This is a genomic window from Micromonospora sp. WMMD730 (genome assembly GCF_049178955.1).
In the GTDB taxonomy this organism is placed as follows: Bacteria; Actinomycetota; Actinomycetes; order Mycobacteriales; family Micromonosporaceae; genus Micromonospora; species Micromonospora wenchangensis.
Genome location: NZ_JBMHML010000002.1, coordinates 1534379 through 1546589 on the forward strand (window position 1 = coordinate 1534379; position 12211 = coordinate 1546589).

11 protein-coding genes are annotated in these 12211 nt (G+C 75.8%); 9 read left to right on the plus strand and 2 right to left on the minus strand.

All coding sequences use genetic code 11. The features are described 5' to 3' along the window. Nucleotides 1–38 precede the first annotated feature (38 nt). Nucleotides 39–1796 carry a DEDD exonuclease domain-containing protein gene (locus ACN265_RS07010; RefSeq protein WP_377686391.1) on the minus strand — a complete coding sequence of 586 codons (1758 nt, stop codon included), beginning with the start codon at nt 1794–1796 and terminating at the stop codon, nt 39–41. Between the two features lie 127 nt (nt 1797–1923). Between ACN265_RS07010 and ACN265_RS07015 the strand changes: the two genes are divergently transcribed. Further along, entirely contained in the window at nt 1924–3393 is a 1470-nt protein-coding gene (locus ACN265_RS07015) for an NYN domain-containing protein (protein WP_421406441.1), read from the plus strand. Nucleotides 3394–3415: 22 nt separating this feature from the next. Here the strand turns inward: ACN265_RS07015 and ACN265_RS07020 are convergent, their stop codons facing one another. Beyond that, complete coding sequence (locus ACN265_RS07020; protein ID WP_421411401.1) at nt 3416–3964, minus strand: hypothetical protein; 549 nt, start codon at nt 3962–3964, stop codon at nt 3416–3418. A 258-nt stretch (nt 3965–4222) separates the two neighbouring features. On the opposite strand from ACN265_RS07020, the gene ACN265_RS07025 reads away from it, so the two are divergent. The 8 genes from ACN265_RS07025 to ACN265_RS07060 all read left to right on the plus strand — a co-directional run bounded on the left by ACN265_RS07025 (nt 4223) and on the right by ACN265_RS07060 (nt 12131). Further along, the gene (locus tag ACN265_RS07025; RefSeq protein WP_421406442.1) at nt 4223–5530 is read left to right on the plus strand and encodes an efflux RND transporter periplasmic adaptor subunit; all 1308 of its coding nucleotides are present in this window, start codon (nt 4223–4225) and stop codon (nt 5528–5530) included. Between the two features lie 133 nt (nt 5531–5663). Next, nucleotides 5664–6353, plus strand: coding sequence for a response regulator transcription factor (locus ACN265_RS07030; RefSeq protein WP_420117249.1), 690 nt, complete (start codon nt 5664–5666; stop codon nt 6351–6353). 5 nt (nt 6354–6358) lie between these two features. Beyond that, nucleotides 6359–7927: a sensor histidine kinase gene (locus ACN265_RS07035; protein ID WP_421411403.1), complete on the plus strand. Its 1569-nt coding sequence runs from the start codon at nt 6359–6361 to the stop codon at nt 7925–7927. Between the two features lie 46 nt (nt 7928–7973). Beyond that, nucleotides 7974–9200 carry an efflux RND transporter periplasmic adaptor subunit gene (locus ACN265_RS07040; RefSeq protein ID WP_421406444.1) on the plus strand — a complete coding sequence of 409 codons (1227 nt, stop codon included), beginning with the start codon at nt 7974–7976 and terminating at the stop codon, nt 9198–9200. Next, nucleotides 9200–9934 carry an ABC transporter ATP-binding protein gene (locus ACN265_RS07045; protein ID WP_421406446.1) on the plus strand — a complete coding sequence of 245 codons (735 nt, stop codon included), beginning with the start codon at nt 9200–9202 and terminating at the stop codon, nt 9932–9934. Before ACN265_RS07040 ends, ACN265_RS07045 begins: the two co-directional genes overlap by 1 nt. Then, nucleotides 9931–11124: an ABC transporter permease gene (locus tag ACN265_RS07050; protein WP_421406447.1), complete on the plus strand. Its 1194-nt coding sequence runs from the start codon at nt 9931–9933 to the stop codon at nt 11122–11124. Before ACN265_RS07045 ends, ACN265_RS07050 begins: the two co-directional genes overlap by 4 nt. 21 nt (nt 11125–11145) lie before the next feature. Next, nucleotides 11146–11712: a hypothetical protein gene (locus ACN265_RS07055; protein ID WP_421406449.1), complete on the plus strand. Its 567-nt coding sequence runs from the start codon at nt 11146–11148 to the stop codon at nt 11710–11712. A 215-nt stretch (nt 11713–11927) separates the two neighbouring features. Further along, nucleotides 11928–12131: a hypothetical protein gene (locus ACN265_RS07060; RefSeq protein WP_357932278.1), complete on the plus strand. Its 204-nt coding sequence runs from the start codon at nt 11928–11930 to the stop codon at nt 12129–12131. Nucleotides 12132–12211: the final 80 nt, after the last annotated feature.

The following is a 12211-nucleotide window of genomic DNA, read 5'->3' on the forward strand; positions in this document are numbered from 1 at the left end:
AGACTAAGCGAGGCGGGGTCGTCCGATCGGACACTTGCTCATGAGCGTTCGGTCGAGAGTTGGTGGGACCCGCCGCCCTCGGCCTTCTCCAGCAGGTCACGGAACCGTCCCGCGCCGGCCACCGGGGACGACCAAACGGAGGTCATCTCCACCAGCCGGGTCTCCGGTCGTTCCAACCAGGACAGGATGCGTTCGGTCTCCTCGGCGGTGGCCCGGGGCACGGGCCCGTGCCCGCCCGGCTCCACCGTCTCCGCGGTGGCCCGGATCGCGGTGATCGTCGGTCGGGGGTGGACGCCCGGCGGGGACACCCCCGCCCCGGCGAGCCGCCCGTACCGGACCAGCGCCAGCTCCCAGCCGCCCCCGGCGGCGGGCCGGGCGGCGGCCAGCTCGGCGATCCGGGTCAGCCCGGCCAGCCGCTGCATCCGGACGGTGGCCCGCAGCACCGCCGCCAGCCGGGAGCGCACCACCGCCGCCTCCTCGTAGCGCTGCGCGGACGCCAACGCCTCGATCCGGGCCAGCAGGGCGTCCACCACCACCTGCGGGTCGCTGGTGGTGGCGGTGCGGAACGGGGCGACCGCGCGGTCGTCGTACTCCTGCGGGGTGATCCGGTGCTCGCAGGGCGCCGGGCAGCGGCCCAGCTCGGCCAGCGCGCAGGCCGGCGTGACCGTGCGCAGCGACAGCCGGTGGGTGCACTGGCGCAGCGGCACCGCGTCGTGGAACCCGGCGGCGGCCAGCTCGGCGGCCCGGGTGGAGCGGAACGGGCCGAGGTAGGCGGTGTCACCGGGGGCCAGGCCGCGCACCACCGACAACCGGGGGTACGGCCCGCCGGTGAGCTTGAGCCACACCATCCGCTCCGGATACTTCGACCGCCTGTTGTACGGCGGCGCGTGCGCGGCGATCAACCGCAGCTCCCGGACCTCCGCTTCCAGCGGGTGGGCGCACTCCACCGCCTCCACCCGCTCGGCGGCGGCCAGCATCTCCGACATCCGGGCCCGCTTCTCGGCGGCGGTGAAGTAGCTGCGGACCCGGGTGGCGATGTCGCCGGACGTGCCGACGTAGAGCGGCCGGTCGTCGGCGGCCCGGAAGATGTAGACCCCGGGCCCCCGGGGCAGCCCGTCGGCGAGGTGCCGCTTGCGCCGCTGGGTGGGGCTGACCGCGCGGGAGAACTCGATCGCCTCGCCGACGGTGTCGACCCGGTGCCCGCCGAGCCGGGCGATCAGGCCGTGCAGCACGTCCACCGTGGCCTTGGCGTCGTCGAGCGCCCGGTGGGTGGGCTGGGTGGTGGTGCGGAAGTAGGCGGCCAGGGTGCCCAGCTTGCGGTTGGGCACCTCGTCGCGGGTGAGCACCCGCCGGGCCAGCGCCGCCGTGTCCAGCACCCGGGGGTTGGGCCAGCGGTAGCCGTGCTTCGCGCAGGCGGCCTTGAGGAAACCCACGTCGTACGGGGCGTTGTGGGCCACCAGCACGGCGTCGGCGACGAACTCCAGGAAGCTCGGCAGCACCTGCTCGATCGGCGGGGCGGGCAGCAGCATGGCCTGGGTGATGCCGGTCAGCACGGTGATGAACGGCGGAACCGGCACCCCCGGGTTGACCAGGGTGGCGAGCACCCCCAGCTCCTCGCCGCCGCGCACCTTCACCGCGCCGATCTCGGTGATGCCCCCGCCGTCGGGTGAGCCGCCGGTGGTCTCCAGGTCGACCACCACGAACGTCGTCGCGTACAGCGGCAGGGCCGGATCGACGCCGCCGGCCGACCGGTCCAGACCGGCCAGGGTCTGCTGGACGTACTCCCCAGGTGCCACGGGCGGCAGGCTAACCGTTCGGTCCGACACTCCCGTCACCGCAGCCCCAGGGGCCCCTGGCGGCGTAGGATGAGAGATCGGCTCACTCATCCGGCGGTGGGCCCGGTCGCGGTGGGAGACTTGCCCCATGCCCCTCACCGACCCGCACGACGACCACCTCCCGCTGGAGGGGTCGTCCACCGCCGCGCCCGGGGCCGGCGGGGACCTGGGTGCGGGGGCACCCGAGCCCGGGGCCACCCCTCCCACGAGCGACGGATCCGACGCCGGTGAGCCGGTGGACGGGCTGCCGGAGCCGGAGCCCGTCCTGCCCGAGCCGGTCCGGCAGCGGATCGTGGCGCTCACCGCGGCGGTCCTGCCCGGCCTGCCCGCCGACGAGGTGCCGGTGCCGCTGCGCCGGGTGGCCAAGTTCGCCCCCAACCGGCGGGCCCGGCTGGGTGGCTCGGTGATCGCCGCCCAGCTCACCGCCGACCCGCTGTTCCGGCAGCGGGTCACCGCCCGGGTGCTGACCGACGCCGGTGACCTCGGCGCGGCCGTGGTCGAGGGCACCGCGCCGGCCGCCGCCGACCCGGTCGAGGTGGCCGCCCTGGCCTACCTGGTCCGCCCCCGGGGCTGGCGGGAGCTGATCGACGCCAGCGGCGCGGCGGTCCGCGCCGAGGTGGACAGCGCGGTCGTCGCCGAGCTGGTCCGCGAGGCCGAGCAGCGGGCCACCCGGGCCGAGCACGACCGGGCGGTGGCCCGGGTCGAGGCGGACAAGCTCCGCGACGAGCTGGCCCGCGTCCGCGAGGAACTCGGCCAGCTCCGGGAGGAGAACCGCCAGCTCCAGCGCGGCCTGCGGGAGACCCAGGCCCGGGAACGCCGGGCCACCGAACTGCTCGCCACCGAGCGTGGCCGGGCCGCCCGCGCCGCCGCCGACAGCGACGCCGAGCTGCGTCGGGCGCGGGCCCGGCTGGCCGAGGCCGAGGCGGCGGCCGGCGTGGCCAAGGCCAGCGCCAAGGAGGCCCGTTCGGTCGACGACGCCCGGCTGTGGCTGCTGCTGGAGACGATCGGTCAGGCCGCCGTGGGGCTGCGCCGTGAACTGGCCCTGGACCCGGTGGACAAACTCCCCGCCGACTTCGTGGCCGACGCCTTCACCGACGCCCCGGCCGCCGCCCAGGGCGGGCCGGCCGCCCGCGCCCGGGACACCGACGACCCGGCCCGGCTGGACCAGCTCCTCGCCCTGCCGAGGGCGCACCTGGTGGTGGACGGCTACAACGTCACCAAGCGCGGGTTCGGCGAGATGTCCCTGGAACAGCAGCGCAAGCGGCTGATCACCGGGCTGGGTGGGATCGCCGCGCAGACCGGCGACGAGGTGACCGTGGTCTTCGACGGGGCGGAACGGATGCACGGCCTGCCGCCCACCCCGCGCGGGGTGCGGGTGCTCTTCTCCCGCAAGGGCGAGACCGCCGACGAGCTGATCCGCCGGCTGGTCCGGGCCGAGCCGCCCGGCCGCCCGGTGGTGGTGGTCTCCTCCGACCGGGAGGTCGCCGACGGGGTACGCCGGCACGGGGCGTACCCGCTGGGTGCCGACTCGCTGCTGCGCCGGCTGGCCCGCTCCTGAGCCGGGCGGCGCGCGGCGGTGGTCAGGTCGTCGGGGACGGGCTGAGTACCGCGCAGGCGGCCAACGCCTCGCGGGTCTTCGGATCGGTGTCGACGAGCCGGTCCGGATCCTGGCCCCGGTCGGTGAGGCAGGTGCGGTAGGCGGTGGACCGCCCGTCGCCCGGTCCACCCGGCCGTGCGCCCGGTGCGCCGGATGCGCCGGGGCCGCCCGGCCGACCGCTGGGCCGCACCGACGCACACGCCTGCTGCGCCTTCTGCCAGGTCTGTTCGTCGACCCCCTCGGGTCGGCCGCCGCCCGGGAAGCCGCGCCCCGGGCGCCGCGACGGGTCGGCGCTGCCGGTCGGGAAGCCCGACGGTCGGGCGGTCGGACGGTCGGTCGGGAAGCCCGACGGGCGTGCGCCGCGGGGGCCGCGTGACGGGTCCATCGTCGGCAGCGCCACGCCGTTGTTCCGCAGGCACTCCTGGTAGGCCGCGAAGGCGTTCCCGGCCCCACCCGCGTCCCCCGGCCCGTCGTCGTCGGACCCACCACCGCAGGCGGCCAGCAGCAACGCGGCCGAGGCGGCGGTCATCACGGTCGCCAACCGACGGCACCTCTTGGTCAACGGCACGGGCACTCCTCAGGCTTCGTCCGGTAGCTGTTCAGCGAACCGGTCGTACCTCGTCGGCGGCTCAGACCCGGCTCGGAGTTCCCTCGGAGCGCGCCCCGGGGCGCCCGCCCACCGGTTTCCCGCCCTGCGGCCGGGCGGGCACCCGGGCCGGGGCGCGGTTCCGAGCGAACTCTGAGGTGCGGTCGAGCCGACCGCGAGGCGGGCTGCGCAGACTGCCCGACCATGGGGATCGGTCTGAGACGACGCTGGCGTACCCGGCGGACCCGGTGGTGGGCGGCCGGTGCCGCCGGTCTGCTGCTGCTCGGCGCGGTCGGCGTACGCGCCTGGACGGCGGACACCTCGGACGCGTCGACCCGACCGGTGACGGTGGCCGTCGACCGGGGGCCGGTGGTCGTCGAGGTGGCCACCACGGGCACCGTCCAGCCGGCCACCACCCGCAGTCTCAGCTTCACCGTCGCCGGCACGGTGCAGACGGTCAGCGTGCGGCCGGGCAGCGTGGTCACGGTCGGCCAGCGGCTCGCCACGCTCGCCGAGGCCGACATGGCCGACGTGGCGGACACCGTCCAGGATGCCAGGACCGAGCTGGCCGAGGCGCGGGACGCGCTGACCGCGGCGTGGGACGCGGCCGACGACCCGGCACCGGACTGCCCCACCGGCACCGGGTCCGGCTCCGGGGCACGACCGGTGCTCTGGCGCTCGCCGGAGCCCACCGGCACGACCGGGGCGACGCCGACCGCCGGCCCGCCCACCACCGGCAGCAGTCCCACGCCCCGACCCACCGCGGGTTCGGCCTCGCCGAGCCGTACGCCAGGTGGCCCCGTGCCGACCGCCACCGGTGGACCGGGCGCGGCCCCGGCACCGGCAGGCCCCGGGGGCGGTGGCGCGAACTGCGGCGCGGACGCCGGAAACGCTGCCCGGGGCACCGACCCGATCCTGGCCGCCCAGCGCCGGGTCAACCGGGCCGAGGCCGCCCTCACACAGGCGCAGGAGGCCCTCGACGGTGCCACCATCAGCGCGCCGATGGCCGGCACCGTGCTCTCCGTGGCCGGGCCGGTGGGCAGCCGGGTGAACCGGGACAGCACCTTCATCACCCTGGCCGACACGTACGCCATGCAGGTGGTGGCGAAGTTCCCGGAGGCCGACGCCGGGGCGCTCGCGGTCGGCCAGAGCGCGACACTCGCCCTGGCCGGCCGGCCGGAGCAGCCGTTCGAGGCGAGCGTGGTGCAGGTCGACCCGGTCGGCACCTCCGACGGCACGATGGTCCGCTACGGCGTCGTGTTGTCCTTCACCACCGCCCCGGAGGACCTGCTGGTCGGGCAGAGCGCCGCCGTGACGGTGCAGACCGGTGCGGTGCGGGACGCGCTGCGTGTGCCGTCCACCGCCGTGCACGACGGGGCCGACCGTACCGGCCGGGTGCTGCCGGCGGACGGCGGGCCGGCCCGCACCGTCACCGTCGGGCTGCGCGGCGACCGGTACACCGAGATCACCTCCGGGATCGACGCCGGTGAACTGGTGCGGCGCTCCTGGTGACAGCCGGCGCACAGGTCCGGCACAGCAGGCGTGGAGGCTCGTCCGGTACGCAGTTCGGGTGCACACCGACATCCTCCGGCCGCCCACGGCCGGTCCGACCCCGAGCGTCGAGGGCGAACCCGCCCGTGCCCGCCTGCTGGTGGTCGACGACGAGCCGAACATCTGCACCCTGCTGGCCGCCACCCTGCGGCTGGTCGCGTACGACGTGCGGGTGGCGGGATCCGGGCGGGCCGCGCTGGCCGGTGTGGAGGAGTTCGCCCCGGACCTGGTGATCCTCGACGTGATGCTGCCCGACCTGGACGGCTTCGAGGTGGCCCGGCGGCTGCGCGCCGCCGGCCGGCCGGTGCCGGTGCTCTTCCTGACCGCCCGGGACACCGTCGAGGACCGGGTCGCCGGGTTGGTGGCCGGTGCGGACGACTACGTGGCCAAGCCCTTCAGCCTGGAGGAGGTGGTGCTGCGGATCCGGGCGATCCTGCGGCGTACCCGGGCGGAGCTGCCGCCGACCCCGGGCAGTCGGCTGCTGCGCTACGCCGACCTGGAGCTGGACGACGACGCCCACGAGGTACGCCGGGCCGGGCGGCCGGTCGACCTGTCGCCCACCGAGTTCCGGCTGCTGCGCTACCTGCTGATCAACGCCGGGCGGGTGGTGAGCAAGGCGCAGATCCTGGAGCAGGTCTGGAACTACGACTTCGGGGGCGACGGGCGGATCGTCGAGTCGTACGTCTACTACCTGCGGCGCAAGGTCGACCGCTCCGATCCACCGTTGATCCACACGGTGCGCGGTGTGGGCTACACCCTGCGGCTGCCGCGCGGCAACGAGTGAGGCGGCTGGCCCGGGTGCGCCCCTGGTCGCACTGGACGCTGCGGTCCCGACTGGTCCTGGTCGTCGGGGCGCTCGCCACGCTGGCCCTGCTCGGGGCGAACACCGCCGGCCTGCTACTGCTGCGTAGCTACCTGGTGGACCGGGTCGACGCCCGACTCGCCGGACAGGTCCGCCCGTTCACCGGCGAGCCCCGCCCGGTCCCCGGGTCACCGGGCAGCGGGTCGGCGGGTGCGCCGGCCGGACGGCTCGCCCGGCTCGGGCCCGACCAACTCGTGCTGTTCTACCGCGCCGACGGCACCCGCGACGCCGCGCACAGCAGCACCCCCAGCGAGACGGCACCGGACCCGGGCACGCTGGCCGAGGTGACCGCGCGGGCCCGTACCGGCCGGCCGTACACCGTTGCGGGTCGCCACGGCGGCGCCGACTGGCGGCTGTTCGCGGTGCCGGCGGGCGGAACCGGCGCGGTCGTGGTGGTCGGCGCCTCGTTGGCCGAGGTGAGCCGGACCACCGACCGGCTGCTGCTCATCGACGTCGCGGTCACCGGCGGGGTGCTGCTCGGCCTCGGGCTGCTGGCCGCTTCGGTGGTGCGGCTCGGGCTGCGCCCACTGACCAGGATGGAGCGGGTCGTCGCCGGCATCACCGGCGGCGACCTGACACACCGGGTGGACGACACCGACCCGCACACCGAGCCCGGTCGGCTCGGTGCCGCGGTCAACCTGATGCTGGACCGGATCGGCACCGAGATGAGCGCCCGCGCCGCCTCCGAACGCCGGCTGCGGCAGTTCGTCGCGGACGCGTCGCACGAGCTGCGGACGCCGCTGACCTCGATCCGCGGCTTCGCCGAGCTGTACCGGCGCGGGGGTGCCCCACCCGGTGCCGCGCTGGACGAGACGATGGGCCGGATCGAGAGCGAGGCGGCCCGGATGGGTGTGCTGGTGGAGGACCTGCTCCTGCTCGCCCGACTGGACCGGCAGCGCACCCCCGCGCGGCGTCCGGTGGACCTGCTGGGGATCGCCGCCGACACCATCCGCGACGCGCACGCCCGGACGCCGGGCCGGCCCGTGCGGCTGAGCACCCTCGCCGAGCACGACCCGACCTTCGAGACACCGACCGTGCTCGGCGACGAGCACCGGCTGCGCCAGGTCGCCGCGAACCTGGTCGGCAACGCGGTGCAGCACACCGGGCCGACGGTCCAGGTGACCGTCCGCGTCGGTCGGCTCGCCGCCCCGCCGGCCGGGCCGGTCGTCCGCTCGGGGCCGGTGCCCGCGTCGGACGCGGACGGATTCGCCGTGCTGGAGGTGCACGACGACGGGCCGGGCATCCCCGCCGGGCACGCCGGTCGGGTCTTCGAGCGGCTGTACCGGGCCGACCCGAGCCGCGGCCGGGCCGGCGGGGGCGGCTCCGGCCTGGGACTGTCCATCGCCGCGTCGATCGTGCACGCACACGGCGGCTGGATCGAGCTGGACACCGGTCCGGGCGCGGGGACGACCTTCCGGGTGCTGCTGCCCGCCGTACCCCCGCAGTCGACCTCGTCGCGCGACGACCCGGCGGCGTCGATTCCGAGCCAGCTCTGAGCTTGCGCCGAAGCTCCTCCCAGCCGTGCCGGCGAAGCTGACCGCCATGCGAGTGCGCCTGCCGGCCGTCCTGCGCCGGCCCCCCGTCGCGGTCAACGCCGCCCTGGTGCTGCTGTTGGCCGGCGGCGGCTGCTGGGCGTGGCTGTCGGTGCGCGGCGACGCGGCGGCGGACGCCCGGCCGACCGGCACCCGGACCGTCAGTGTGTCCAGGGGCACGGTGACCGCCACCGTCACCGCCGACGGCTCGGTGCGCAGCGCCGCGACGGCCAGTGCCAGCTTCGCCACCGCCGGCACCGTCACCGCCGTCCGGGTACGGGTGGGCGACCGGGTGAAGAAGGGCCAACTGCTGGCCACCGTCGACCCGGCCGCCGCGCAACGCGACCTCGACGTGGCCACGGCGGACCTGACCGCCGCGCAGGACGCCCTGGACCGCGCCGAGGATGCCGGTTCGGACACCTCGTCGGCACAGACCTCGGTCACCCAGGCCGAGCTGGCGGTGTCCGAGGCCGAGGCCGCGGTGGCCGGCACCCGGCTGACCGCGCCGATGGCCGGTACGGTCGTCGCGGTCAACGGCACCGTGGGCAGTTCCTCCGGCGGGTCGGCCACCGGCGGTGGCTCGACCGGTCAGCAGGGTGGCAGCGGTTCGACGGGTGCCGCCGGCTCCGGGTCCACCTCCTCCAGCGGGTTCGTCGAGCTGGCCGACCTGACGAAGCTCCAGGTCACCGCCGGCTTCGCCGAGGCGGACGCGACCCGGCTCAAGGACGGTCAGGCGGCCACCATCACCTGGAACGCGCTGCCGGGAGCCCGGGCCGGCGGGCAGGTCGTCGCCATCGACCCGCAGGCCACCACCACCAACAACGTGGTCACCTACGGCGTCACGGTCAGCGTCGACGAGCTGCCCGCCGAGGCCAGGCCGGGGCAGACCGTACGGGTCTCGGTGGTCACCGGCACCGCCGCGGACGTCCTCACGGTCAGCTCGGCGGCGATCAGCGGCACCGGCGACCGGCGCACCGCCACCGTGCTCACCGAGACGGGGCAGGAGAGCCGGCGGGTCACCGTGGGTCTCGCCGGCGACCAGGCGTACGAGGTCACCTCGGGGCTGACCGAGGGGGAGCGGGTGGTGCTGCCGCAGAGCACCGGCACGGGCGGCACCAACGGCGGAGTCCCCGGCGGCGGTCGCCTTCCCGGCGGGGGTGGCTTCCCGGGCGGTGGCCTGCCCGGCGGGGGTGCCGGCCCCGGCGGCGGCACCCGGGGCGGGAACGGAACCCGGTGATGACCCCGGCAACCGCACGCCGGCCGGTCCTGGACGTCCGGATGCTGACCAAGGTGTACGGCGATGGCCCGTCCGCCGTGCACGCCCTGCGCGGGGTCTCGCTGGCCGTCAACGCCGGTGACTACGTGGCCATCATGGGCTCCTCCGGTTCCGGCAAGTCCACCCTGATGAACATCCTCGGCTGCCTCGACGTGCCCTCCGACGGGCAGTACCTGCTGGACGGGGTGGACGTGGGCAGCCTCGCCGACCGTCAGCTCGCCCTGGTCCGCAACCGCCTCATCGGCTTCGTCTTCCAGGCGTTCAACCTGATTCCCCGGACCAGTGCGCTGGCCAACGTCGAGCTGCCGCTGGCGTACGCCGGGGTGCGGGCCGGCCGGCGGCGGCAGCGGGCGCTCGCCGCGCTGGACGCCGTGGGGCTGGCCGATCGCGCCGACCACCAGCCCAACCAGCTCTCCGGTGGTCAGCAGCAGCGGGTCGCGGTGGCCCGGGCGCTGGTCACCGAGCCGGCCCTGGTGCTCGCCGACGAGCCGACCGGCAACCTCGACAGCACGTCCACCGAGGACATCCTGGCCGTCTTCGACCAGCTCAACGCGGCCGGGCGGACGATCGTGCTGATCACCCACGAGCCGGAGGTGGGTGCCCGCGCCGGGCGGCTGATCCGGCTGCTCGACGGTCAGGTCCGCTCGGACGTCCGCCAGGGCGGGCGGCACGCGGTGCCGGGGGCGGGCCGGTGAGCCTCACCGAGACCGTCCGGTTCGCGCTGCGCGGCGTGGCCGCCAACAAGCTGCGCTCGGCGCTGACCATGCTCGGCATCCTGATCGGTGTCGCCGCGGTGATCCTGCTGGTCGCGGTCGGCAACGGCTCGGCCCAGGCGGTCAACGACCGGATCGAGGCGCTGGGCACCAACACGCTGACCGTCACCGGCACCAACCGGAGCGGCAGCGGCGGCGGGCTGACCATCGAGGTCGCCGACGCGCTCGCCGATCCGGTGCTCGCGCCCGACGTACGGTCGGTCTCCCCGCTGGCCACCACGAGCGCCACCCTGACCTTCGAGGGGGCCGACCACGAGGTGCCGCAGTTCGTGGGCACCCGGCCGAGCTGGTTCGCCGCGTCGAACTCGCCGCTGGCCAGTGGCACGGCGTTCAGCGCCGACGACGAGGCGCAGGGCCGCCGGGTGGTGGTCCTCGGCCGGACCGTGGCCGACGAGCTGTTCGCCGGGGTGGACCCGGTGGGTCGGCAGGTCACCGCGGGCGGCGCGCTGTTCACCGTGGTCGGGGTGTTGGCGGCGAAGTCCTCGACCGGCTTCCAGGACGCCAACGACACCGCGGTCGCGCCACTGCGGGCGGTACGCGAGGTGCTCACCGGGTACGGGTCGCTGAGCTCGATCCTGGTGGAGGCGGCTGATCCGGCCCGCGTGCCGGCGGCGCAGGGGCAGATCTCCACGGTGCTCGCCCAGCGCCTGCCGACGTCGGCCTCGGGCGGCACCCCGTACCGGATCCAGAACGCCGCGCAGCTGTTGCAGACCCAGTCCGAGACGGCCGACACCTTCACCGTGCTGCTGGGCGCGGTGGCCGCGATCAGCCTGCTGGTCGGCGGCATCGGCATCACCAACATCATGCTGGTGACGGTGACCGAACGGACCCGGGAGATCGGCATCCGCAAGGCGCTGGGTGCCCGTCGGCGTACCGTGCTGACCCAGTTCCTGGTGGAGGCGACCCTGCTGAGCCTGCTCGGCGGGGCGCTCGGGGTGGCGGCGGCCCTGATCGGCGCCCGGTTCACCATCGTCGGGGTCCACCCGGTGATCGTGCCCAGTTCGGTGGGGCTGGCCCTCGGGGTCTCGGTCGCGATCGGCCTGTTCTTCGGCGGTCTTCCGGCGGCCCGGGCGGCCCGGCTGCGCCCCATCGACGCCCTGCGCTACGAGTAGGCCGACATGCGAGGAACCGACATGGACAGCAGCGACACCGTCAGCTTCGACCGGGTCGACGAGCCACCACCGGCCCCGGCGGACGCTCCGGACCGTGAGCTGACCGCCGCGCTCGCCGCAGCGGCACCGCGCCGCTGGTGGGACCGGACCACCCTGGCGCTCGGTGTGCTGGTCCTGGTGCTGGCCGGCTTCCTGGCCGGGGTTCACGTGCAGCAGCGCTGGGGTGGTGAGGAGTCGAGCACCGCCGGGGCGGGGCGGGCCGGGTTCCCCGGTGGTGTGCCCACCGCCTTCCCCGGTGCCGGCGGGCGTGGCCAGGGCGGCGTCGGGCCGGGCGGGGCAGGTCAGCCCGGTGGCGCGACCGCTGCGGCGACGACCAGCGGCACGGTGAAGTTGGTCGACGGCGCAACGCTCTACGTGGAGACCGCCGACGGCACCGTGCTCACCGTGCGTACCACCGACACCACCGCGGTCCGTACCGCCAAGGCCAGCAGGCTGAGCGCGCTCAAGGCCGGGCAGAGCGTCACCGTGCAGGGCGGCCCGGCGACCGACGGCACGGTCACCGCCACCGCGGTCACCGCCGGGGGCTGATCCCGGTGCACGTCGAGCCCGGTCCGTCACCGGGGAGTCGCCGATGCCCCGTGTGACGCTCTGCACGCTTCGACGCCACTCTCCACCGGTTCGACCCTGGTTGATCACCGGTTGTCCGATTGTGTCGTACCCGATGGTTAGTGTCCGACCTGACCGACGGTGCTCGGGTGGTGACGAGGGTTTCCGCCCGACGCCGCACTGCGTCAGGAGGCACGATGCTCATCGACTGCGACGGCTGCCGGGTCCGGGGCGCGGGCTGCGCCGGCTGCCTGGTGACGGCCCTGCTCGACACCGACTCCCCGGCCGCCGGCCTGGGTGCCGCCGAGCACCGGGCGATCGAGGTGCTCACCCGCTCCGGCTTCGAGGTGGAGGTCCTGGCCCACGAGACCGCCCGCCCCGCCCGCCGCCGGGTCGCCTGACCGCCGCCGCGCCGCAGCGGCGGCTGGTGGACACCACGGCGGGGCCGCGCCGGCGGGCCATAGGATGGGCGCTCACGGCG